The sequence below is a fragment of the Sutcliffiella deserti genome, assembly GCF_020037475.1.
Classification (GTDB): domain Bacteria; phylum Bacillota; class Bacilli; order Bacillales; family Bacillaceae_I; genus Sutcliffiella_A; species Sutcliffiella_A deserti.
Genome location: NZ_JAIQDB010000001.1, coordinates 986,886 through 1,010,411 on the forward strand (window position 1 = coordinate 986,886; position 23,526 = coordinate 1,010,411).

A 23,526-nucleotide genomic window follows, 5' to 3' on the forward strand; every position below is an offset into this window, starting at 1 on the left:
AATGATTTTTGGCAGCATCATCCATACCGAACATCTGTAATCGGAAAAAATGGTGTATAAAAAGCAACAAGATAGGACAAGGCATACACGATAATAAAAACCCCAATAAACCACACATCATTCTTACCATAGCCTATATGATAATAGTATGTACGATTCTGTTGTTTCATAAAACGCTTAGCCTCCATCGCAACCGCAATTCGATGAGCCCTTCTAATGCTCTGTGATAGCAAAGGGATACTGTAATAATGCAGTTTTTTAATGAGCGCTCCTAACCCTTTTTTCTGCTCTACTCCCCTTACCATTAGTGCTTTTCTTATGGTGAAAAACTCCTCTAGCATGATAGGAAGTAAACGTACACCAGCCATAAATCCATAAGCATATTTAGGAGGAAGCTTGCATTGCTGCATTAAAGAATAGAATAAAAAAACAGGTTTGGTTGTCAGGGCAAAAATCAGTCCACAAAATGCAAAAGCCATCGAACGTAACCCTAAATGTACTCCTCTGAAAAGACTTTCTTCTGTTACGTGGATAATACCTGCTTGAAACAGGGTAGTATCTCCCTTTCCAAACATAATCATTGACATCGAGGAAGAAAGAAAAAGAATCAGGAATGGTATTAATAACAGACTTTTGAGTTTTAAAGAATAACCGGCAAAAAGAAGATAGACTACCAAAAATAAAGACGTCAAGTTAATCATCACATTTATATTATGAATAAATAATATGCTAATAAATAGAATGATCATCAACATTAATTTTAAGCTCGGATTTACCTGGTACATCCATGTTTTGTTATTATAAAGCGCCAACTGCATGATGTTCTCTCCTACTCCGCTGATTAGACTGAAACGCTTCGTTACTCAAAATGGAAGCAAGTTCTCCATCTTCTAGCAACCAGATCTTATCAGCAAATTCTTCTACTATATGAAGATCATGAGTAACCATAACAATCGTTCCCCCTTCACTCTTTATCATTTCGAGCCATTCCAGCATGGAAAAAGTATTTTTACTGTCCTGTCCAAAAGTAGGCTCATCAAGTAAAAGTATTTTAGGTTGGTGGACAACTGCAGCAGCCACGCTCAAGCGTCGTTTTTGTCCCATGGAAAGCTGATAAGGATGATGATCCTTAACATGAGATAATCGAAACCTTACCATCAGCTCCTCCACCCTCTTTTTTATTTCAATTTCGTCCACTTTTTTCAAACGGAGAGTATAAGCAATTTCGTCAAAAACGGAAGTTGTGACAAATTGAAATTCCGGATTTTGAAACACAAAGGTGATACTATCAGTGGGGAGAGCTTTTACACCCTTTCCCTCTAGTTCATACTTTCCTTCTGTTTTCAAAAGCTTCATCAAGGATTCGAGCAACGTGCTCTTACCAGCCCCATTTTCTCCAATAATTGTGATCCATTCCCCTTTAGTTATAACCGCTTCCTGTACCTTAATTTTCCTTTCTTTTCCTCGAAAACCGGAAAAGTTCTTTAATACTATGATAGGTGGGCCTTCTTCTACTATTTGTCTTTCTTTGAGTTCTCGCCCCTTTAAGTAATCCTGCCAGACGTCCGGATACCAGATACCATATTTTTTTAGAAGAGGAATACATTCGCTGAAAATAACTTCCGTTGGACCGTCGGCGATAATTTCCGCTTTTTCATCTAGGACGATTACTCTACCAACAAAGTCTCGAAGATGTTCAATCTTATGTTCCACGATTATTACAGTCTTCTCTTTTCCAACTTTTTTTATTGTATCCCATACCGCTTCGGTACCTTCTGGGTCCAACATAGCTGTTGGTTCATCTAAGAAAAGCACTTCAGGCTCCATAGCCAAAATCGAAGCAATCGCCAACCTTTGTTTCATCCCACCTGAAAGCTCTCTAATGCTTTTGTGAGTATCATGGAGATGAAGGCCAACCTGCAGCAAAAGGTCATCAATTTTCCCCTGCATATATTCTCTTGGAACCGCTAGATTTTCTAAAACAAATGCAAGTTCCTCATCCACAAAAGGCATACAAAACTGAGAGTCGGGATCTTGAAATACATATCCCCAAGAATCGGGAAGCGCCAGTTCTTTTGCGACCATAGGTATTTCGACCACCTGAGGTATTAACCCGGAAAGCACTTGAAGAAGTGTTGACTTACCGCTTCCAGATGGTCCTAATATCAAAATTTTCTCTCCTTGATGAATAGAAAGTGTCAAGTCATGAAACAATTGCTTTCCACCGGGATATTTAAGTCGTAAATCTACCGTTTTAATCAAAGGTTCCATGGCAATCCCTCCTATTTAGTGCCTTAACGAATCATAATCCTCTTTACTTGCCGGACGTAAGAGGCTAGTAACTCCCGTTGCTTCTAGTGCCTTCACAATTGCATAAGCCAATATTCCAGCTAACAATACCGCTCCGATGATTCGAAAGGATATTAATAACATGACATTCCACCAAACATAATCAAATAAATATCCTCTAAATAAATCAAGCAGCAAAGATCCAATTGCAGCCGCTATGCCTGCTAAAGAAACAGCCAACATATCAAAACGCTTGTATCGAAAACCCGCAAAGACAAGTTCCGCAAATAACCCCTGTATTACTCCATAAACAAGCACCATTAATCCAAATTCTGAACCAACCAAGAATTCACCCGAGGCTGCTGCCACTTCAGCTAGAAAAGCTACACCGGCTTTACGTATGAGCAAATAAGCAACAGATGCAGCAATAAACCACATACCGTAGGAAAGTTCTTGAATCTGTAGACCAATTGGACTCAAAAAGGCATATACTGGTCCCCAAATTTTATACACAATACCAAATACTAATGCAATAACAATGGTAACTAAAATGTCTGTTAGCCTTAACCCTTTTTTCATTGTCTTCGCTCTCCCTATTGTTTAATTTCCGTTTCTTCAGTAACCGGCCACTGTTCGAGTGTATAAGCCATTTCCCAGAAGGAATATTCATATTGACTACTAATAATAAAGTACTCTAACATTCTTTCTCTTTCTTCTGCAGTTGCCTTTTCTGCGAGTTCATCCAATCTTTCAATCTGCTCTTCTACAAGATCGCGGAACCAGTCTCCACCATATGCTGCAATCCATTCTTGATAAATAGGCTCAGATGGTGTGGAACCTTTAAGTTTCTCTCCAATTTCATAATACAGCCAGTAGCATGGTAATAGTGCTGCGATCACCTCGCCAAGGCCACCAGTTAACACAGCCCGGTACATATGAGAAGTATAGGCATGTGCAGTAGGAGCTGCCTTAAATCTTTGCTTTTCTCCCTCCGTAATACCTAATCTTTTTGAAAAATTCTCATGCAAGGACAGCTCCGCTTCATACGTTCCTTGAGCATGTGCCGCGAGCCTTGATGTGGTATGCAGGTCAAACGCTTTTGCTCCTGCAAAAGCTTGAACTCTTGCAAAATGACTTAAATAATATGCATCCTGTAGAACATAATACTTGAACGATTCTAATGACAAAGTTCCATCTGCTATTCCTGTAACAAACGGATGGTGAAAGCTTGCCTCCCAAATATGATCCGCTTTGTTTCTAATTTCTTGTGAAAATTTCATGCTTCATTCCTCCAATAATTTTTTTTAGACAAACAAAAAACCACCTTCCCTGCAGGCGCAAGAAAGGTGGTTGAGTACACAATGTTGTATGCTATACATAAAATAAAGTATAGCTCTCGACCGACCACTTCCCTACGCTGGTGTTAACCAGATCAGGTTCTAAGAGTCTTAGAGTTGTACTCTAATCTCAGCCTTTATAAGGCACCCCTAGTGGTAAAAACGGTATGAAATTTTGTTTGCTAGATAATAACAATTCTGATAATTATCATATCAGTTTTCCCTAATTTGTCAAAACTTTTTTTAGTTGAAGATATTTCAGCATCAGAGGTTTTCTAATTATACCGATGGTAGCCTTTCTATAACAGCCGAAACTTCTTCCACATCTGAATGCTTCGGTAAGGTAAGCATATAAAAAAATGAAACAAATAAAAGGCATCCTCCAACTAAAACATATATCCCTTCTATACTTAGAGCTTTTTGAAATGTTAAGGCAATAATTCCGAGTGTAATTGATTGAGATAACATCATGATAGGAGTAATCCATCCTTGAACCCTCCCCATCATCTTAGGATCTACAATTCTCGGGAGCCAACCTCCTATCCCAATGTTAACAAAAGGTAAACTTAAACCTACTAATGCACTGAATGCGAAATAATAACCGATTGAAGTACTATAACCCGATGCTATAACAAATGCACCTGAAATTCCTACCCCGATAATAACCATCTGATATAGCTTCAGTTTTTTCGCTAATACCGAAGCAACAATGCTTCCAAGCAGAACGGATATACCGAAAACAATCCCTACATATACCATGATTTCCTCATAATTATCAGGAGCCAATTTGTATTTCAAAATATAAACCGGCATAACAGACATTCCACCATTAACGATTCCAAATACGAAGAATCCAATAATTAAATAGATTAATAATGGGCTTTTGAGAATATACAGCAACCCAGAATTAAAATCTTTCGCCACAAACTTCATGTTTAGATCGCGCCAACTATGATTTCCGTTTGGAAGACGGATTATTTCGTCCAATTTACATGCTTTAATTAAAATGGCACTTATCACATAAGTGACAAAACACACAAAAATTGCCCCTTGTAAACCAATCGACCAATAAATAAATATACCCAAAGCATTCCCGAACAGCATGAACAAACTACTTGTCATTTGATTTAATCCAGCAGCAACGGTGTATTCATCTTTTGATAAAATACCTTGTATGATTGCCGCTTGAGCAGGAAAGAAAAACTTGGAAACAGCACTTCTTAAAAACAATAACGCAAAAATCAGTGGCAGCCAATCAATATAAATTGCTCCCATTAAACCTAGTGATAACACAGCACAAATTACATCACTTTGAACTGCTATTTTCTGCCGATCCATTCTATCCGCAAGCACCCCGACTAAGAAAAACACTGCTAAGGTTGGCAACGAATACATCAGTTCCGTTATTGCCGCATAATAAGGCTTGGTGGAAAAGCGATCAAGAAAATAAAGCATAAGAGCGGCAATTCCAATAATACTCCCCATCTGGGAAGTGAAAGCAGATAAGAACAATAAACTATAATTTCTATTTTGAAAGATCTGTACCATATTTTTCATCTTTTCCTCCACCTTCATTTTGTATCTAGCTTTATTTTACTTTCAGATAAAAACACTGGTAACAGTCTTATGATTCGTTTTGTATCCTCCTTGAGGTGGAGGAAGATATACATTTAAGGACTTAATGAACCTTATAAAAGGCTCTTTTTGTAAAAGCAACAACCAATGCGAAAACAGGCCTATAAAAAAGAAGAGGATGGACAAAACTGAAATAACTCTTACAAAAGACGAACAATTTTAGTACCGGCTCTTAAAAACGCTATTGAATTCCGTGTTAGACTTCGCTTTCCGCGGGTGACCCGTGAGCTTCAGCTTCGCCTGCGGGGTCTCATATCGGCCACTTCTCCCGCAGTAACCCATGTATCGCAAAAACAGCTATACACTCTCGTCTTCGTCTTGCACACCAATACCGCTTGAGTAACCTAAAAACTTTACGTATATTTAAACACATTAAAAAACCCGAAAATAATTTGATCTTAAAAACTCAAATTATTTCGGGTTTTTCTAAGGCAAAAACACCTTTGTCCCAGCCTCTTCTTTTTTATTGCACTATTCTTAGTCTATTCTTTTTTTCGCCTCTAATTCAATTCCTTACAATTTCCGTTATTTTCTTGTAGAGATTCCTCTTTAATTGTTTCCGTTCGAATTGCTATTTCTTTGCTTCTTTTGTAGATTAGCTGGGAGGTTGAAACTCTCCACTGATTCGCCCTCAAGTGCATCTTTTACCACTTGCTGAAATATTTTCGCAGAAGGGCTTCCAGCTCCAGGTACAATGGGTAGAAATAATTCTTCTGAAGGTATATCAAAGCCTATCCAAAAGGCTCCTACCACTTGAGGAGTAAAACCTACAAACCACTGGTTGGAGGTTGCTTTATGGTTATTATCCATTGTTTGGGTTGATCCGGTCTTTCCAGCCACATCACGACCTTGGATAATAGCGTTGTTCCCGCTTCCTTCTTCTACTACATTTTGCAGGATAAAGGTCATTTTTTCTGCTACTTCTTTTGATATAACCCGTTCTTTCTCTCCTTCGTAGTTTGCCACCGTCTCTCCATTGGCAGCTTCAATCTTTATTATCGCATGAGATTCTACCAGTTCTCCATTATTAGGATAAATTGTATAGGCCTCTGCTAAATGCTTTGGAGCAATTCCATTTGTAAGGCCGCCCAGTGCAAGACTTGCAAGATTACGGTCTCCTTCCGTTATCGGTAGGTATAGCTTCTTGGCTGCTTCCATTCCGGCCTCTACACCCATTTCATGCAAAAGTGACACTGCAGGAACATTATACGAATTCAGGACCGCATCATACATGGAAACTTCCCCGCGATAATCCAATGTATGATTTTCTGGACTATAGCCATTGATATCGATTGGAGAATCATTTAGCATGTCATAGATCCCATAGCCTTTTTCCAATGCAGGTGTATATACCAATAAAGGTTTGACCGTAGAACCAGGCTGTTTGTTCAGACGAGAGGCTCTATTAAAATCACGGAATTTGTACTCTCTTCCACCAATAAGACCAAGAATCCCACCAGTCTCCGGATCGATTAATATCCCGCTGCTCTGTGCCACTTCTCCATTAGGTGCAGTCGGGAAGTTAGCTGACTCCGCATATACCTTTTCCAATGCCTCTTGTGCTTTTGGTTCCAAAGAGGTATATATTTTGTAGCCCCCAGCTAAAAGATCATTTCCACTAATTCCGTACAGTTTATCGGCTTCTTCCAAAATGTAATCCATATAGCTTGGATATTTTCCCTGATAAGGATCAGCGACTCTTGTTTTTAGATTTAGTTTTTCTTCTTTTGCTGCTTCAAGCTCTTGTAATGAGACTATTCCCTGGTTATGCATAAGATGCAGGACAAGGTTTCTCCTTTGAATCGCACGTTCTTCATTATTGAATGGAGATAGCGCAGATGGTGCTTTAATTATTCCTGCAAGCGTTGCTGCCTCACCCAAAGTTAATTCTTGGGGATCTTTTGCAAAATACACCGCCGCAGCATTTTTTATTCCCCATGCTCCCTCACCAAAATATATTTGATTTAAATAAAGACTGATGATTTGATCCTTTGTATATGTTTTTTCAACTTTTTTTGCTAAAAAGAATTCATCAAATTTCCGCTTAAACGTTCTTTCATTCGTCAGAAAAACATTCTTTGCTAACTGTTGAGTAATCGTGCTTCCTCCTTGAACTACTCCACCAGCTTTAATATTGGAAGAAAATGCACGAAACGTACCGACTAGATCAAAGCCATCATGATCAAAAAAACGGTGATCCTCCACAGCCACTACAGCCAATTTCATTACATCCGGTATTTCATCACTCGAAACCCCTTCTATCTTATGGGATGTCAGCTTACTAGCAACTTCTCCATGCCTATCATAAATTATGGTTGATTGAGGTAAAGGCTCAGTTAAGGCACTAACATCCCTCGTTTTTATGTATAATTGCATTGCCAACAGGCTAATCAATACCAGTAATCCTGTGATCAATAAAATTGCACGAAAGCTGACCTGCTTTTTATTTATGTTTGTTCTCTTTGCCATATAAATCCTCCATAGTTGCATAAAATCTTTACTCTCTTCTCGTCATTAGGTTGTCGTGTTTAAACCCATCTTTCCTTGAAGAATGAGATATATACCTGGTCTCTATATTTCAAACAATTATAAATACCCATTTTACTAGAAAACAAAACTTATACTCATAGTTAAAATATTTAAAAGCAGAACTTATCTATCAGTGTGGTTTAAAAACCTATTGTTACTCAACCGCGGTTTAATATCTCAAGATCCCGCAACCAAATGACAAATCCTCTTAAAAGTCTCCTCAATCATTATACCTTATCGTTACATCAAGAGATTCAATTCTTGTGCTACTTTATTTTCACCTGCAATGTCTTTGATTATATCTACTATGTTAAATGTTAAAGGGTATTTTATTGAAGCTTCTTCACCACTTCTCTATACCATCTATTTCCTGTTGTTCCGCTATGAGACTACGTTTAAAAGTCTAGGCACTGGGTACATAAAATACTAAGGAAACAGTGAAAAGGAGAGGAAAGAACATGAATAATTTCAACAATATTCTTATTGCGTACGATGGTTCAGATGGTAGCATGAACGCAGTTAAGCTTGGAATAGATATGAAAAAAAGTTTAGATTCTAATATTACGATATTGCAGGTAATAGAAGAAAAAATGACAGGAGCTCCTATCCAAACCCAGCACACATCCACCATGCCTAATGGCGGCTTTGCTCTAGAAGGCATGAACATGTATGCCAACAATGTAAGAAACAAAGTGCCACAGGAGCAGCCAAAGCACAACCAGCAAGATCCTGTTGATGAAAAAGCAAGAGAACTTCATGAAACGCTCGCTAAAGAAAACATCGATGCCAAAGTAGATATTTTAGTGGGTGATCCCGCTAAATCAATTTGCAATTATGCAGAAGAACATAACAAGGACCTCATCATTATCGGAAGCAGAGGACTTGGAGGATTAAAGAAATTTATTCTCGGAAGCGTTAGTGATAAAGTGACCAATACGGCTACCATTCCTGTACTTGTAGCAAAATAAATATCACCCCCTCAGTCGGGTCTCCTATATTGGAGACCTGACTTTTTTGTCAAAATCTATCCCTTCGCAATGCACTAGCACCAAAATATAGGCATATGCATACTCTATAAAGTAATTAACACGAAAGGGGTTATCCTTATGAATTCAGATCGACAATTACCGGGAATGCCTCCATTTTTCGGACCAGGATCAGGCCAAGGAACAGGATTCGGACCCCCGGGGCAAGGACCTGGGTTTGGACCTCCAGGACAAGGGACAGGATTCGGACCTCCGGGGCAAGGACCTGGGTTTGGACCTCCAGGACAAGGGACAGGATTCGGACCTCCAGGACAAGGGACAGGATTCGGACCTCCAGGACAAGGGACAGGATTCGGACCTCCAGGACAAGGGACAGGATTCGGACCTCCAGGACAAGGGACAGGATTCGGACCTCCAGGACAAGGGACAGGATTCGGACCTCCAGGACAAGGGACAGGATTCGGACCTCCAGGACAAGGGACAGGATTCGGACCTCCAGGACAAGGGACAGGATTCGGACCTCCAGGACAAGGGACAGGATTCGGACCTCCAGGACAAGGGACAGGATTCGGACCTCCAGGACAAGGGACAGGATTCGGACCTCCAGGACAAGGGACAGGATTCGGACCTCCAGGACAAGGGACAGGATTCGGACCTCCAGGACAAGGGACAGGATTCGGACCTCCAGGACAAGGGACAGGATTCGGACCTCCAGGACAAGGGACAGGATTCGGACCTCCAGGACAAGGGACAGGATTCGGACCTCCAGGACAAGGGACAGGATTCGGACCTCCAGGACAAGGGACAGGATTCGGACCTCCAGGACAAGGGACAGGATTCGGACCTCCAGGACAAGGGACAGGATTCGGACCTCCAGGACAAGGGACAGGATTCGGACCTCCAGGACAAGGGACAGGATTCGGACCTCCAGGACAAGGGACAGGATTCGGACCTCCAGGACAAGGGACAGGATTCGGACCTCCGGGGCAAGGCGGACAAAGTGGACCTCCTCCTGGACCGCCACCTTCCTCTCCACCGCAACAGTCGCAAGCGAGCTATGGAGCTGGGGGACCAAGTGCACTCGCAGTAGACTCTGGTGCTTTACGTAGATGCATGTTTCGATACACATACATTCGTTTAAATAACGGAGAATCATTTTGGTTCTATCCAACATTTCTCGGAAGAAGGTCGGTTGCCGGCTATCGATGGTTTTTCTTCACTTGGGTCTATTTTGGTATAGATACCAATAGAATCAGATCCTTCCAATGTGTCTAAATTCTCAGCCCAAAATTGCAAGTCGCCCGCTTAAAGACGTACACATTAGACTGAGCCATATGAGTTAAAAGAAATACATGGATGCTAGTCTTAAGGAGAGGGAAGTTTGATAGTCTCTGGATATCTTGATGCTACTTCCCTTTGAGTAAGTATTCACTATGGGAGCTTTTTATAATTTCCATAAACCATAGAAAAACACGCCACATTCAAGAAATATGGCGTGTTTTCCTATTTATGAATTTGTTGTGCATGGATATTAACGTCTTCCTCTTTTTCTTTCATTTTGTTTACCATGTTATGAAAAGCACTCCACTTCGACAATTTATCAATTGCCTCAGTTTCTGAGTTCACCCCTGTAACACGAAACGATTTGTCGTTTACAAACACTTCATATGCTGGTTGAAGGTTTTTTTGTTCTTTCCGCACTTTTTCGCGCTCCAAATGTCTATTTACTCTTCTTGCACCTTTCGCATCTTTTTCTAGACTGGAACCATCTTGAGCGTATTTTGACTTTTCCATTAGGTTTTGACTCTTTTTTTGTAATGTGCTGTCACTCATGGGAATATCCTCCTTACTGCTCTCTAGTTAAAATTTTTTGTGTATTATTTTGAGTTCTTTGATGTGTAGTTATTAAACGTGTGGCATGCCCCTTGGCCCGGTGTTCAGCATGCGATTTGAATAACGCTTGCCTTATTTCAAGCTTTTTTGTCAAACTTTTCTTCACATCAGTTCCTCCTCATCTCTTATAAAAATATATACCCTTTGGCAGTTGAATAAAACCTGATGAGATCTAAGTAAAATGTCGGTGTCCTGATATTGTTGATAATAAAATTTGTTAGTAGTAAAATAAAATCAATTAATCGCCTAACGAACGTTAGGTAGGGAAACGAGGTATAAAAGTTTATGAGTCTCCCCACAACAGGAAAAATAAAGAAAAGCGCTCTACATCTGTTTGCCCAAAAAGGATATTATGGAACCTCTCTAAATGAAGTAGCCCTGCTGGTAGGTATAAAAAAGCCCTCCTTATATGCTCATTATAAAAATAAAGATGAATTATATAAGACAGTTATTAGAGATTTAATTTTTATATTTAAAGAACGTGTAAACCTAACAAAAGTTGAAGCTTTTGAAAATAATGCAAAGGAACAGTTATTTCTTATTGTAGAAAAAATGGTCAATTTCTGGAAAGAAGAGGATCTTGGTTTGCTTTATAAACGTTCGATGCTTTTTCCTGAAGAAAAGTTTCAAGATCTTATCCATGAACAGTTTAAAGAGAGTGAGGAATATACCACGAAAATTATAAACGGTATTTTTGCGGAGGCTTTTCAGTCTGGTCAAATACATCCACAACCATTAAAACCACTAGTTGATGCATTTTATTGTTTAGTCGACGGCTTATTTGTTCAACGCTTTTTCTACCCTAGCGATCAATATAATCAAAAAGTGATACATGCATTTAACCATTATTGGAATGGTATTGAAACAGGAGGAAAAACTTGATGCATTGGATATATATATTTATTGCGGGTTTACTTGAAATAGTTTGGGTGCTTGGTTTACGTTTTTCTAATGGATTTACCATTTTAATTCCTAGTATCCTAACCGTTGCCACTCTGGCTGTCAGTTTTTACTTATTTTCCAAATCCCTGAAGTTTCTGCCTATTGGTACAGCCTATGCTATTTTCACAGGCTTTGGAGCAGCCGGAACCGCTGTTATCGGGATATTCTTTTTCCAAGAGTCCGCTAATGCTTCTAAACTTTTCTTTATTGGCTTAATGCTGGCAGGAATAGTCGGGCTCAAGTTAACAACCCCAACAGAAACTCAATCAGATGCACAAAGGAGGGAAGAATAATATGGCGTGGCTTTTTCTAATAATTGCTGGTTTTTGTGAAATCGGTGCAGTACTTGCTCTTAAATTGGCTGAAGGCTTCAAGCGTCTTGTTCCTTCCATCTTCTTTGTCCTAATAGGAATGACTAGCTTCTACTTTCTATCCCTTGCCTTAACAGAGATACCGATGGGTACTGCCTATGCTGTCTGGACCGGAATTGGCTCAGCAGGAAGCGTACTGCTTGGTATGCTGTTTTTCAGGGAATCAAAAAGCTTCATCCGCCTTCTACTGCTTTCGTTTATTATAATCGGTGTTGTTGGTTTAAAAATAACTTCCTAAGAGCATGTACGAAAAATCTATGATAATATATTAAAAAAAGGACCGGACTAACCCCCCGGTCCCTTTTTAGATTAATGATTTATTATAAATATATGCCTTGTTATTTTATGAAATCCAAGAACCTACATTTCCTTTTCAGGTATTCGTACGGTGCTGTCTTCTGATTTAGCCACAACATACGCACCTGCTGCATCCCCAGTTATATTAACAGCAGTTCGGGTCATATCAAGTAAACGATCAATACCTAGTATTAATGCGATACCTTCAACTGGAAGATTGACCTCTTGCAGAACCATTGCAAGCAGGATAAACCCTACACCAGGCACCCCCGCTGTACCAATACTTGCAACCACCGCTAATCCTACAACAGTTAAAAGTTGGGTAAGACTAAGATCAATTCCGTACACCTGTGCGATAAATACTGTTGCTACACCTTGCATTATTGCAGTCCCATCCATATTTATTGTTGCGCCTAATGGCTGAACAAAACTGCTGATTCGTTTTGGCACTCCAAGATTCTCCTGAGCCACATCCATTGATACTGGTAATGTAGCATTACTGCTTGATGTACTGAATGCAACACTCATGGCTGGTAAAAATCGTTTGAAAAACGTTAGTGGATTCGTTTTACCTAAAAAGAAAATCGCTCCACCATATGTAACAAAAAAGTGGATAAATAGCGCCAATAGAACTACAAAAAAATAGGCACTCATTGCTTTAATGGCATCAATACCTAATCCTCCAACAGCGGAAGCGATTAAACCAAATGCACCATATGGAGCAGTTTTAATTACGATATGAACGAGGAGCATGACTATTTCATTTGCCTGTTCAAAAAAAGTTTTGACCCCTGCAACTTTATCTCCCAGAGCATTAATAGCAAAACCTAGTAAGATAGAAAAAGCGATAATTTGAAGCATCTCTCCTTCTACTAAAGATTGGAAAGGATTTTTAGGAATGATGTTCAATAAGGTCTCTGTAACTGGAGGAGCTGCTTCAGGTGTTTCCTCTTCAGATAAACCTTCAACCGTCATCTCTTCAAAGTTACCTGCTAAACCAGGTTGAATAACAGAAGCGAGCGTTAAACCAATTGTTATGGCAATACATGTGGTCACCAAAAAATACAATATTGTTTTGAGTCCTATTGTGCCAAGCTTCTTCGTGTCCCCAAGCCCCACTACTCCTAGTGTAATGGAGATAAGGACAATAGGGACCACCAGCATGGTAATTAAGTTCAGAAAAATAGTTCCAAGTGGCTGAAACAAATAGGTATCTAAAGGTGAATAATAGTTTGGAGCATATATATTAATAGCCAGACCAAACACTATACCCAATACAAGTCCTATTATTATTTTCTTTGTGAGTGATAATTTTTTTCTTTTCAAAACTTTCCCTCCTTTTACAATATCACTATAATTTTTTTCGAAGACTACATTGGAAATAAGTGTGAGCTATTTTTAGCACCTTGTGATTTACTTACTTATTAAGATGTTGCTGTAATGGGTGGGCGTGGTGCAGAAATCCCCAAAATGACTCATTTCTATCCTTCCTTGATAAAAAGCCTTCACTTGCGTCAATTTAAATATTTTACTTTCAATATAATAAACTGTAAAGGGATAACCACTTATCCAGGAAATCTATTTCCAAATATAAGTACAAAAGTCATATTGTTTTTTTACAATTTATTTGATATATTTAACAATGATTTTCTATCTTTATTTACCCACTATTTAAACTTTTATAGCATTCACATATAGAAAATTTTTCATGCTAATTTAGGAGGATGTTTTATTGAAACTACTTTGGAGAGTGTTGGTATCGACTTTTGTCTTAATTGCTGCTAAGGTTGCGATTGATTCCTATCAAATTTTAAAAACAGCTGCAGGTGGTAGCCATATTCGGATAGATCCATCATTATACTTAAATCTATCGTATTTAATATTCGGTTTAATAGCCTTGATGTTTTTTTCCGACATCTTCAAAAAATTTGTTGATAGAAGAAATAACCAGCTAAAGTTTTAACTATTAAAAAAAGCAGGCCATAGTGCCTGCTTTTTCTAATCCACTTCTTTTCCGCGATATGCCTCATATATTTTAAACCATTGTTCTCTAGTTAACGTATAGTTTAGAGATTCAACAGCTGCCTGCACTCTATCAATCTTACCTGAACCCACAATTGGAATAATTTTTGCAGGATGAGTTAAAAGCCATGCATAAAGAATTTGGTCTATCGATGTTGCACCTTGCTCCTCTTTTACTTGCTCAAGAACGATACGAACTCGACGGACACTTTCTTCTTCACTGGTGAATATTGACCCTCCACCAAGTGGTGACCAAGCCATTGGTGATATTCTGTCTTGCTGGCAAGTTTCAATAGTTCCTTCAGTAAAATGCTCTAAATGTGTTGCAGAAATCTCTATCTGATTTGTTACGAGCGGAGTATCTAGATAAGAGTTTAGTAAACGATAGGCTGTTGGCTTAAAATTAGATACACCGAACGCCCTTACCTTCCCTTCTTTTTTCAATTGTGAGAACGCCTCTGCCACTTCAGCTGGGTCCATTAAAGGGTCCGGTCTATGAAGCAGAAGGACATCAATATAATCTGTATGAAGATTTTTCAGTGAGTTCTCTACAGACCACACAATATGCTCTTTGCTCGTATCATAATATTTAAGCTTATGGTCTGGCCTATTCGCCGAAATCAGTTTAATACCACATTTTGTTACAATCTGCATTTTTTCTCTTAGTGCTGGATTTAATGCTAAAGCTTTTCCAAACATTTCTTCCACAGTATAATTTCCGTAAATATCCGCATGATCAAATGTGGATATACCAAAATCTAGACAACTATCGATAAAAGAAAGAGTTTGCTGCGCGTCAAATCCCCAGCTATCTAACCTCCACATACCATGAACAATTCTCGAAATAGCAACATCATTTGATAAATTTATTTTTTCCAATTAACACCACTCCTTATGTAATCTCATATGAAATTATACAAGGTTCTCTTTAACTTTACTAATTTGCACTTCAAATTTTTATCTTCTATGATATTCTCTTGATGTAATGATATACATTCTTCTTATAATTGATTAAAATAGATAATAGAGACTAAATAGGTAAAACAGACTAAATAGGTAAAGCAGACTAAATAGGTAAAAGAGAGGATTAATTATGACAACATCGGTACATATTGAAATTGGAAACAAATTAGAGGAATTATATGTAGAGTTTTCTGAGCAGATTTTAAGTGAAATTAAAAAAGAGCACCCCGATATGCCTCAATATGACGATCCCGCTACTCAAGAACAAATTAAAAAAGTCTTTCAGACGCTGATTAAATTTGTTGGAAGCTATGTAAAGGACCCTGAAAATAAAGTGCTGGATGAAGCAAAAAGTTGGGGTGAATCGGTAGGCTTCATGTCTGTTCAAGCTGGTGGCTCTTTAGAGAAGGCGCTATCTAATATGACTCTATATAAAAGGTGCTTTTGGAACTTTATCGAAAAAGAAGGATCTCACGCTGGAATACAATTACCAGAGCTTACAGAAATCTTTATATTTATTGATGAAATATTTAATATCGTAGTTTATGGCTTTAGCCATGCCTTCACATTAGCATCTGAACAAAAATTTCAGGAAACGCGAACCAACTTTATTCGTCTATCCATCCCGATTGTACCATTATTCCAAGGTTTAGGAGTTCTTCCGCTTGTTGGGGAAATAGATGATTTGAGAGCAAGCATCCTTATTGAAGAAACCTTGCAAAAAAGCAAAGATTTATCCATCAGCAAATTGATTGTCGACTTCTCAGGAGTCTATAAATTAGATGAAACAGTTCTGCATACAATAGACTTGCTGATTCGATCTTTAAAATTGATTGGTATCACCCCTATTATTACCGGACTAAGACCAGAATTAAGCTTACAATTCATCTCAACTGGTGTGAGTTTAACAGACATTCAGATTACAGGTTCGATAGAGCAAATCCTCCAAGAAATAACAAATTAAGAGAAAAGAGCTGCGAGTTCGCAGTTCTTTTTTTTGAGGCTTTTTAAATTTGTGTATTGTAATTCCTCTTTCGTTACTATATGATAGATATTAGCAAAACACTAAATACAGTAACGAAACTAATATAAATAACTATATATAGTATTTAACGATAAAGGTGTCTTTTCGAAGACTTAATAGGGAAGCTGGTGTAAGTCCAGCGCTGTCCCCGCAACTGTAAGTGCAGACAAGTTGATTCACCACTGTATAAGGAGGCTTTACGGCTCTTGTACGGGAAGGTTCAATGAAGGATGAAGCACGAGCCAGGAGACCTGCCTTTTACCGATACGTTTCTTTTTCTTCGGGAATTGAGAGGATGAAACGATTTTAGAAATTAGGCTGATCCTTTCATTTGTTTTTTCCATGGAAGAAATCCATCCTACATCTTCTACTATCGTTTGATCCACTCAAAATTTGAGTGGATTTTTTTTGATTACGTCGTTCCGACCCACAGGTGGGTTAACATGAATCAGATGGTGCTCGTTTGAAACAGAAATCCATAGGTAGTTAAAGAATAACCTGACTTTTTAGGAATCTTTATATTAAGAGATATAACTCTGACAATGAATTTTTTTAGTTACCTTTTGAACACCGCTGTTACTCTCCACGAAAGGCTTCGCGTCCGCGGGGCGCTTGGGAAGCCTCCTCGGCTAACGCCTGCGGGGTCTTCCCTAAGCACTACCTCCCGCAGGAGTCTCCGCCTTTCGTTCCGATTCACAGCTAGGATTCTTATAATGGAATGATGCTCATTAGAAACAGAGATCAATAGGTTGATAAAGGGATAGCTTTCTATTTAAGGAATCTCTTAGGAAGGCATCCACTTGTACATGGAACTTAAAGAGGTCTTTTTGAACACCGCTGTTCCTCTTCACGAAAGGCTTCGCGTCCGCGAGGTGCTTGGGAAGCCCCCTCGGCTAAACGCCTGCGGGGTCTTCCCAAAGCACTATCTCCCGCTGGAGTCTCCGCCTTTCGCTCCGATTCACAGCTAGGGTACTTAGAATCGCATGTTGCTTATTTGAAACAGAAATCTATAGGTAGGTAAAGAAGGTCATCACATCTAAAGTGCTCCCCCCTGTGGATTGGAGTGGCAGGTGATCGACTCCTGCGGGCGATAGCGGTAGACAGGAGACCCCGCAGGCGCAGCCGAGGAGGCTCCTGCACCGCCCCGCGGAAAGCGAGCACCTAGAACGCAAAGGAACAGGGAGTTAAAAAGCTACTCTAATTTTTTCAGGCTAGCTCTCCAAGTGAAAACTTTAATAAGCAATGTAAAGAAGGTCATCACATCTAAAGTGCTCTCCCCTGTGGATTGGATTGGCAGGTGATCGACTCCTGCGGGAGATAGCGGTAGACGGGAGACCCCCCAGGCACAGCCGAGGAGGCTCCCTCACCGCCCCGCGGAAAGCGATCACCTAGAACGCAAATGAACAGGGATTTAAAAAGCTACTCTAATTTTTTCAGGCTAGCTCTCCAAGTGAAAACTTTAATAAGCAATGTAAAGAAGGTCATCACATCTAAAGTGCTCTCCCCTGTGGATTGGAATGGCAGGTGATCGACTCCTGCGGGAGATAGCGGTAGACGGGAGACCCCACAGGCACAGCCGAGGAGGCTCCCTCACCGCCCCGCGGAAAGCGATCACCTGAAACGCAAAGGAACAGGATGTTATAACAATACCCTACATATTCTCACAAAAGCCAAAAATCAAGAAACGGAGCTGAACAAAATGAGCACAACAACAATAAACGATAACCAATGGATACACGAGATCCTAGCAGAATTCCCCTCCCTACAAACAGAAGCATTTATCAGCAAAGCAATGAAAATAACAGAAAAAGCAGATCCCTCAGAATTCTTGCCTCAACTTATACTAGAGGCGCTTAATAGATTAACAGAACAAGAGCCCGACTGGACCTATATTGCAGAAAGATTATTACTCAAAAGTCTATATGCGGAAGTGTGCTCTACTAGAGGGACATCAAAGCCCTATGAAAACTTTTCATTTCTCTTACACTCCTTGACTACAGAGGGAATCTACCATACTTCTCTCTTAGAGTCATACAGCCAGCAGGATATTCTATATTTAGAAAAAGCAATCATTCCTGAACATGACAAGCTGTTCAACTACATCGGACTAAAGACCTTAGCTGACCGCTATTTAACAAGAGATTATAGCAAATCGCTTTGGGAGCTTCCACAAGAAAGATTTATGATTATTGCAATGACGTTAATGTCAAAAGAACCTGCCGAAACCAGACTCGAACTAGTAAAAGAAGCTTATTGGGCACTCAGCAACCTATATATGACCGTTGCAACCCCTACATTTTCCAATGCAGGAAAAAGCTACGGGCAACTCTCAAGCTGCTTTATTGATACAGTAGACGACAGCTTACAAGGAATTTATGATAGCAACACCGATATTGCCAATCTTTCAAAATCTGGTGGCGGAATTGGTGTTTACCTTGGGAAAATCCGGAGCAGAGGCAGTGATATTCGCGGCTTCAAAGGTGTATCTAGTGGTGTTATTCCTTGGATGAAGCAATTAAATAATACTGCAGTCAGCGTCGATCAGCTTGGTCAACGAAAAGGAGCTATCTCTGTTTATTTAGATGTATGGCATAAAGACATTTTCTCTTTTCTTGATAGTAAGTTGAATAATGGGGATGAGAGAATGCGGGCCCACGATCTTTTCAACGGAGTATGCATACCGGATTTATTTATGGAACAGGTGGAAAAACGGGAAGATTGGTATCTATTTGATCCTCACGAAATTAGAACAGTCATGGGATATTCTCTTGAAGATTCCTTCGACAAAGAAAAAGGGGCAGGTGAATTTCGTGATAAATATTGGGAGTGTGTAAACAGCCCTTCTTTACAAAAGGAAAAAGTCCCTGCTATCGAGATTATGAAAGGAATTATGCGCGGACAGCTTGAAACTGGATCTCCATTTATGTTCTACCGTGATGAAGTAAACCGGATGAATCCCAATCATCATAAAGGAATGATATATTGTACGAATCTTTGCACAGAAATAACCCAAAATCAGAGTGCTACCACAACGAAAGAGCAATTTGTCAAAGATGGCTCAATTGTTACAGTAAAGACACCTGGTGACTTTGTTGTTTGCAATCTTTCTTCAATAAATCTTGCCCGCGCGGTTAGTGCTGATGTTTTAAAGAGACTAATAAAAATCCAAGTCCGAATGCTAGACAATGTGATTGATTTAAATACCATACCTGTTCTTCAAGCTACGTTATCTAATAAAAAATATCGTTCGATTGGGCTTGGTACTTTCGGGTGGCATCATCTATTAGCGTTGCAAGGGATAAAATGGGAAAGTGAAGAGGCTGTTGCTTATGCGGATACACTTTATAAAGAAATTGCTTTTTACACTATAGAAGCGAGTGCAGCCTTAGCTAGTGAAAAGGGCGCCTACCCTGCATTCGAAGGCTCTGATTGGCATAGCGGCGAGTACTTCCAGAAAAGGTTTTATCGTACTGATAATACCTTCGACTGGGAAGTACTCGAAGCCACAGTGAGAAAAACTGGATTAAGAAATGGATATCTTATGGCTGTTGCTCCTAATGCAACTACATCGATCATTGCCGGTAGTACTGCAAGCATTGATCCTATTTTTCTGAAAATGTATTCTGAAGAAAAGAAAGATTATAAAATCCCTGTTACGGCACCCGACTTAAACGCTGCTACAACATGGCTCTACAAATCAGCCTATCATATAGATCAGCATTGGAGTATTGCGCAGAACGCAGCAAGACAAAAGCATGTCGACCAAGCAATTTCTTTTAATTTGTATGTTACAAATACGATAAAAGCAAAAGCTTTATTAGATTTGCATATGGATGCGTGGAAGCAGGGTCTTAAAACAACTTATTATGTAAGATCTACTTCAAAAGAAATAGAAGACTGTGATTCATGCGCAAGCTGAATGACCTAGGAGGAATAAGATGACTTCTCTTCAAGCTCGACTCATAATGGATGCAGACGCACCAAATCGATCAACAAAAATAATTAATGGGCAAAGCTCTAATGTTTTAAACTGGGATGATGTTGCTTTTTCTTGGGCTTATCCTAAATACAAAAAAATGTTGGCCAACTTTTGGTCTCCCTTTGAAATCAATATGGCACAGGATATAAAACAATTTCAAGGACTTACGGATAATGAGCAAGAAGCTTTCTTGAAAATTATTGGACTACTTGCTCTTTTAGACAGCATACAAACAGATTATGCAGGAAAAGTTGCAGATTATTTAACAGATTCTAGCCTCAATGCACTCATGATCATGCTTGCTCAACAAGAAGTCATTCACAACCATTCCTATTCTTATATTTTATCGAGTCTTGTGTCCCGTTCACAACAGGAAGAAGTATTTGAATACTGGCGAGTAGAACCTACTTTAAGAAAACGCAATGACTTTATAACCAATGGCTATGCGTCATTTACGGAAAAACCGGATATTGAAAGCTTTCTTCACTCAATCGTTTACGACGTCATTTTAGAAGGTCTGTTTTTCTATTCTGGATTTGCCTTTTTTTATCATCTTGCCAGAAATCAAAAGATGGTCGGATCCAGCACGATGATAAATTATATCAACCGTGATGAACAGATACATGTAGATCTTTTTGTGAAGATATTTAAGGAAACTCTAGTGGAATATCCAGAATATGATAACACCGAGTTAAAATCGTTTGTTGAAAATACCTTTGTACAAGCTGCTGAATTGGAAATAGAGTGGGCAAAGCATATTATTGGAGAGAAAATAAGCGGTATCGATATTCAAGAAGTGGACGATTATATCAAATTTTATGCAAATGTAAGGTGCCATCAATTAGGCTTTGACCGTCCCTTTGAAGGGTACCGGTCCAATCCGCTTAAATGGATTAAAGCATACGAAGAAGTAGATCTTGGGAAATCGGACTTTTTCGAACAAAAATCCAGACAATATACGAAAGTGAACGTTGTGGATAATGGATTTGATGACTTGTAAAGAGGAGCATAGCATAAGGTAGTTTTCTCATCTATGGACTTACACATGCTATTTTATTTTACAAGATGAATAATAAAAAGACTGTAGGCAACCACGACTTTAATCGAGTTTGTCTGCAGTCCTAATCATGACAATCGTTAATTACTTCTACCAAACAGGATAATAGAACAATGTAACGCAAAGATAAAGGCTTCCTATCAAAAAATACCCTATCGAACGTTGCTTATCTAATAGTAGCATCTCCACACCTCTAAAAAGAAAGGCTCCGCTTACGAGCCAAAGCATCCAACCTAAAAGTATTGTGCTATCCATATAAACCCCTAATCCACCTAAAAAAAGACCAATGAAAAATAAGGATAGCTGTAATAGTACAAATGATTTTCTACGAGATTTAATATTTTTGAACACTCCCCATCCCCCTTATAACCCTAATATCTATTTTAACAGAATTTTTCGCAAAATACAGATAGGCTATTTAAGAAGAGTCATTTATAGAAACAAGATGAGGATTTTCTATTTATTTTTTTGATAAAAAGTGCGGGAAACAATCAGACCAATAATACCCAATACAATAAACAATAGTGCTCTAAATTGAATAGGAATAAAAGGAAGATCTAGTAACACCAGCTTTACAAGAGTAAGTACCAGCAAACCTACCCCAATATATTTTGCCTGTTTAAACTTAAGCCATAGTCCTACTATAATCGTAAGAACCGCCTGAGCTATCCAAGCAAAACTTAACCATAAAGTGCGTGTTTCATAATCAAAATCTTTTGTAATAGCCAATGTGAATTGACTGACAAAGATTAGAGTAAAAGCTGTAAAAGCAATGCTACCTATCGTTAACACTTTACCCTTGGACTCTTGGTTATTTTTCCAGTTAATCCAGATACCTAGAGATAATGTTACCAATAAGATCATCCACTGCAATGTCTCAATGGACAATGGAGTCTCGATAAAAGAGAACAAAACCATCACCGTTCCGACAAAATAGATGAAGACAGCAAGAATCTTATTGATTAAACTATTATATTTTACTGCCACATAAAAGGCAGCTACCCCCTGTAATAATAATAGTCCTGCAACAATTTCCTCATTTATAAAATGAAAGAAAAAGAAAAAGAGAAATACAAGCCCATTGGTTGCCAGTACATCCACCCGCTTCTTATCATCTTTCCATAAATAAGAAAGGGCAATATAGGTGCCGATCCCTAGCAGTAAGAATAGAGTAATCGAGAGGTCCTGGTAGATTAAACTTACCCACCAATAAGTGATTAAGGCACTACTAAATAATGTAACTGCCTGGACTTTCCAAAAGAAATCTGTGGTAAGGAAAAAGTAGAGCAGAACTGCATGTTGTATAATAATCGCCGTCGCAAGTAAAAATGCCTGTTCAATGTCCGGTGAAAAACCGTAATACACCATCAATGTTCCATTTAAAAGGATGTATGACGATACATAAAGGATAGGAAAACTCAATTGAATAGCCAAGTATAAAAAGACAACAAACAAAATTGTTTCATAACCAATAAAAATAAAAATAGATGGGTTCGTATTTTCTATTAAAAATGGAACAAGGAACCCTGCTAAAACACTGATCATTGCGAGTACTTGAGTTTTAAATCTGACTGTCAGCCATACTCCAAAAATAATCCAAATGACCTGCAATATAAAAGCAAAAGTCGGGCCCACCATTCCATACAAAATGTGCATCGCAAAGGTTGTTAGCATGAGGATAGAAATAGCTCCGCCTAATAGAACCTGCCCCAGCACTTCACGCTTTTTATGCATCTGTTTATAGCCGGCATAAAGTAGCATACACGCCGTAAGATAACCGAGACCAACTTTTACAGATGAATTTAGCCAACCATAGTCCGATGCTGCCTTAAACCCCCATAAAACTCCTACAATCAGAACTAAAATAAAGACACGAGGAAGCCATGTTTGCAAGAGAATCTTCTCCCAATCCGTTGTTTCGGCAGTTGGTGATGGTTGAATCTCCCTCATAGGTTTAAAAATTGTTTTGTTCACTTTTTCTGTACGTTCTACCGGTTTTTCCCATCCAGCGGAGCGATTTGACCCTGTTTTTATTTCAGTCACCAATTCATGTAATCGTGAAATTTCATTTTCCAAATGGTGCACTCTGTTTTCTAACGATTTAATTTTCGATTCATGATCCATCTTCCTCACCCCAATGTTGAGATACCTTACTATTGGTAAATACATCCACACCTTTTATCTTACTATGACAAAGTAGAC

The 23,526-nt window shown here is 39.0% G+C and carries 21 protein-coding genes and 2 riboswitches; of the genes, 9 read left to right on the forward strand and 12 right to left on the reverse strand.

Annotation, left to right across the window (positions count from 1 at the left end; translation table 11 throughout):
- Nucleotides 1-17: 17 nt before the first annotated feature.
- The 6 genes from K9B36_RS04780 to K9B36_RS04805 form a co-directional block, all read right to left on the reverse strand.
- Complete coding sequence (locus K9B36_RS04780) at nt 18-818, reverse strand: energy-coupling factor transporter transmembrane component T family protein (RefSeq protein WP_223700841.1); 801 nt, start codon at nt 816-818, stop codon at nt 18-20.
- Nucleotides 799-2,271, reverse strand: coding sequence for an ABC transporter ATP-binding protein (locus K9B36_RS04785; protein ID WP_223700842.1), 1,473 nt, complete (start codon nt 2,269-2,271; stop codon nt 799-801). The genes K9B36_RS04780 and K9B36_RS04785 overlap by 20 nt, the downstream gene beginning before the upstream one ends.
- A 15-nt stretch (nt 2,272-2,286) precedes the next feature.
- Nucleotides 2,287-2,868 carry an ECF transporter S component gene (locus tag K9B36_RS04790; RefSeq protein ID WP_223700843.1) on the reverse strand — a complete coding sequence of 194 codons (582 nt, stop codon included), beginning with the start codon at nt 2,866-2,868 and terminating at the stop codon, nt 2,287-2,289.
- Nucleotides 2,869-2,882: 14 nt separating this feature from the next.
- A complete protein-coding gene (tenA, locus tag K9B36_RS04795) occupies nt 2,883-3,569 on the reverse strand; it encodes a thiaminase II (protein ID WP_223700844.1) in 687 nt (228 codons plus the stop codon).
- Between the two features lie 112 nt (nt 3,570-3,681).
- Nucleotides 3,682-3,788, reverse strand: a riboswitch (TPP riboswitch).
- Between the two features lie 117 nt (nt 3,789-3,905).
- Nucleotides 3,906-5,183 carry an MFS transporter gene (locus K9B36_RS04800; RefSeq protein WP_223700845.1) on the reverse strand — a complete coding sequence of 426 codons (1,278 nt, stop codon included), beginning with the start codon at nt 5,181-5,183 and terminating at the stop codon, nt 3,906-3,908.
- 627 nt (nt 5,184-5,810) lie between these two features.
- Nucleotides 5,811-7,730 carry a transglycosylase domain-containing protein gene (locus K9B36_RS04805; RefSeq protein WP_223700846.1) on the reverse strand — a complete coding sequence of 640 codons (1,920 nt, stop codon included), beginning with the start codon at nt 7,728-7,730 and terminating at the stop codon, nt 5,811-5,813.
- A gap of 518 nt (nt 7,731-8,248) precedes the next feature.
- Here K9B36_RS04805 and K9B36_RS04810 point away from each other — a divergent pair.
- Both K9B36_RS04810 and K9B36_RS17035 read left to right on the forward strand, forming a co-directional pair.
- Entirely contained in the window at nt 8,249-8,758 is a 510-nt protein-coding gene (locus K9B36_RS04810) for a universal stress protein (RefSeq protein WP_223700847.1), read from the forward strand.
- Between the two features lie 235 nt (nt 8,759-8,993).
- Nucleotides 8,994-9,866, forward strand: coding sequence for a hypothetical protein (locus K9B36_RS17035; protein WP_451923549.1), 873 nt, complete (start codon nt 8,994-8,996; stop codon nt 9,864-9,866).
- A 413-nt stretch (nt 9,867-10,279) separates the two neighbouring features.
- Here K9B36_RS17035 and K9B36_RS04825 read toward each other — a convergent pair whose 3' ends face one another.
- Together K9B36_RS04825 and K9B36_RS04830 are read right to left on the reverse strand one after the other, a co-directional pair.
- Nucleotides 10,280-10,609 carry a hypothetical protein gene (locus K9B36_RS04825; protein WP_223700848.1) on the reverse strand — a complete coding sequence of 110 codons (330 nt, stop codon included), beginning with the start codon at nt 10,607-10,609 and terminating at the stop codon, nt 10,280-10,282.
- A 13-nt stretch (nt 10,610-10,622) separates the two neighbouring features.
- The gene (locus K9B36_RS04830) at nt 10,623-10,775 is read right to left on the reverse strand and encodes a hypothetical protein (RefSeq protein WP_223700849.1); all 153 of its coding nucleotides are present in this window, start codon (nt 10,773-10,775) and stop codon (nt 10,623-10,625) included.
- Nucleotides 10,776-10,954: 179 nt separating this feature from the next.
- Between K9B36_RS04830 and K9B36_RS04835 the strand changes: the two genes are divergently transcribed.
- Genes K9B36_RS04835 through K9B36_RS04845 form a run of 3 tightly spaced genes read left to right on the forward strand, consistent with a single transcriptional unit; the run spans nt 10,955 to nt 12,220 of the window.
- On the forward strand, nt 10,955-11,551 hold the full coding sequence (locus tag K9B36_RS04835; protein WP_223700850.1) for a TetR/AcrR family transcriptional regulator: 597 nt from the start codon (nt 10,955-10,957) through the stop codon (nt 11,549-11,551).
- A complete protein-coding gene (locus K9B36_RS04840; protein WP_223700851.1) occupies nt 11,551-11,904 on the forward strand; it encodes a DMT family transporter in 354 nt (117 codons plus the stop codon). Before K9B36_RS04835 ends, K9B36_RS04840 begins: the two co-directional genes overlap by 1 nt.
- Before the next feature lies 1 nt (nt 11,905).
- The gene (locus tag K9B36_RS04845; protein WP_223700852.1) at nt 11,906-12,220 is read left to right on the forward strand and encodes a DMT family transporter; all 315 of its coding nucleotides are present in this window, start codon (nt 11,906-11,908) and stop codon (nt 12,218-12,220) included.
- Between the two features lie 122 nt (nt 12,221-12,342).
- Here K9B36_RS04845 and K9B36_RS04850 read toward each other — a convergent pair whose 3' ends face one another.
- A complete protein-coding gene (locus K9B36_RS04850; protein ID WP_223700853.1) occupies nt 12,343-13,605 on the reverse strand; it encodes a dicarboxylate/amino acid:cation symporter in 1,263 nt (420 codons plus the stop codon).
- 406 nt (nt 13,606-14,011) lie between these two features.
- Between K9B36_RS04850 and K9B36_RS04855 the strand changes: the two genes are divergently transcribed.
- The gene (locus K9B36_RS04855) at nt 14,012-14,242 is read left to right on the forward strand and encodes a hypothetical protein (protein WP_223700854.1); all 231 of its coding nucleotides are present in this window, start codon (nt 14,012-14,014) and stop codon (nt 14,240-14,242) included.
- Between the two features lie 35 nt (nt 14,243-14,277).
- On the opposite strand, the gene K9B36_RS04860 is transcribed toward K9B36_RS04855, so the two are convergent.
- Nucleotides 14,278-15,180: an aldo/keto reductase gene (locus tag K9B36_RS04860; protein WP_223700855.1), complete on the reverse strand. Its 903-nt coding sequence runs from the start codon at nt 15,178-15,180 to the stop codon at nt 14,278-14,280.
- A 214-nt stretch (nt 15,181-15,394) separates the two neighbouring features.
- On the opposite strand from K9B36_RS04860, the gene K9B36_RS04865 reads away from it, so the two are divergent.
- The 3 genes from K9B36_RS04865 to K9B36_RS04875 all read left to right on the forward strand — a co-directional run bounded on the left by K9B36_RS04865 (nt 15,395) and on the right by K9B36_RS04875 (nt 21,267).
- Nucleotides 15,395-16,228, forward strand: coding sequence for an STAS domain-containing protein (locus tag K9B36_RS04865; protein WP_223700856.1), 834 nt, complete (start codon nt 15,395-15,397; stop codon nt 16,226-16,228).
- Nucleotides 16,229-16,367: 139 nt separating this feature from the next.
- A riboswitch (cobalamin riboswitch) is annotated at nt 16,368-16,561 on the forward strand.
- 1,384 nt (nt 16,562-17,945) lie between these two features.
- Nucleotides 17,946-20,207 (forward strand): ribonucleoside-diphosphate reductase subunit alpha, encoded by a 2,262-nt coding sequence (locus K9B36_RS04870; protein WP_223701005.1) that lies wholly within the window; start codon nt 17,946-17,948, stop codon nt 20,205-20,207.
- Between the two features lie 19 nt (nt 20,208-20,226).
- Complete coding sequence (locus K9B36_RS04875; RefSeq protein ID WP_223700857.1) at nt 20,227-21,267, forward strand: ribonucleotide-diphosphate reductase subunit beta; 1,041 nt, start codon at nt 20,227-20,229, stop codon at nt 21,265-21,267.
- A 147-nt stretch (nt 21,268-21,414) separates the two neighbouring features.
- Here the strand turns inward: K9B36_RS04875 and K9B36_RS04880 are convergent, their stop codons facing one another.
- Together K9B36_RS04880 and K9B36_RS04885 are read right to left on the reverse strand one after the other, a co-directional pair.
- The gene (locus tag K9B36_RS04880; protein WP_223700858.1) at nt 21,415-21,675 is read right to left on the reverse strand and encodes a hypothetical protein; all 261 of its coding nucleotides are present in this window, start codon (nt 21,673-21,675) and stop codon (nt 21,415-21,417) included.
- Nucleotides 21,676-21,780: 105 nt separating this feature from the next.
- Nucleotides 21,781-23,448 (reverse strand): DUF2339 domain-containing protein, encoded by a 1,668-nt coding sequence (locus K9B36_RS04885; RefSeq protein ID WP_223700859.1) that lies wholly within the window; start codon nt 23,446-23,448, stop codon nt 21,781-21,783.
- Nucleotides 23,449-23,526: the final 78 nt, after the last annotated feature.

Bases quoted from the DNA above. Each gene is read 5' to 3' on its own strand.
- K9B36_RS04780 (WP_223700841.1), bottom strand. From the start codon at position 818: ATGCAGTTGGCGCTTTATAATAACAAAACATGGATGTACCAGGTAAAT.
- K9B36_RS04785 (WP_223700842.1), bottom strand. From the start codon at position 2,271: ATGGAACCTTTGATTAAAACGGTAGATTTACGACTTAAATATCCCGGT.
- K9B36_RS04790 (WP_223700843.1), bottom strand. From the start codon at position 2,868: ATGAAAAAAGGGTTAAGGCTAACAGACATTTTAGTTACCATTGTTATT.
- tenA (WP_223700844.1), bottom strand. From the start codon at position 3,569: ATGAAATTTTCACAAGAAATTAGAAACAAAGCGGATCATATTTGGGAG.
- K9B36_RS04800 (WP_223700845.1), bottom strand. From the start codon at position 5,183: ATGAAAAATATGGTACAGATCTTTCAAAATAGAAATTATAGTTTATTG.
- K9B36_RS04805 (WP_223700846.1), bottom strand. From the start codon at position 7,730: ATGGCAAAGAGAACAAACATAAATAAAAAGCAGGTCAGCTTTCGTGCA.
- K9B36_RS04810 (WP_223700847.1), top strand. From the start codon at position 8,249: ATGAATAATTTCAACAATATTCTTATTGCGTACGATGGTTCAGATGGT.
- K9B36_RS04825 (WP_223700848.1), bottom strand. From the start codon at position 10,609: ATGAGTGACAGCACATTACAAAAAAAGAGTCAAAACCTAATGGAAAAG.
- K9B36_RS04835 (WP_223700850.1), top strand. From the start codon at position 10,955: ATGAGTCTCCCCACAACAGGAAAAATAAAGAAAAGCGCTCTACATCTG.
- K9B36_RS04840 (WP_223700851.1), top strand. From the start codon at position 11,551: ATGCATTGGATATATATATTTATTGCGGGTTTACTTGAAATAGTTTGG.
- K9B36_RS04845 (WP_223700852.1), top strand. From the start codon at position 11,906: ATGGCGTGGCTTTTTCTAATAATTGCTGGTTTTTGTGAAATCGGTGCA.
- K9B36_RS04865 (WP_223700856.1), top strand. From the start codon at position 15,395: ATGACAACATCGGTACATATTGAAATTGGAAACAAATTAGAGGAATTA.
- K9B36_RS04875 (WP_223700857.1), top strand. From the start codon at position 20,227: ATGACTTCTCTTCAAGCTCGACTCATAATGGATGCAGACGCACCAAAT.
- K9B36_RS04885 (WP_223700859.1), bottom strand. From the start codon at position 23,448: ATGGATCATGAATCGAAAATTAAATCGTTAGAAAACAGAGTGCACCAT.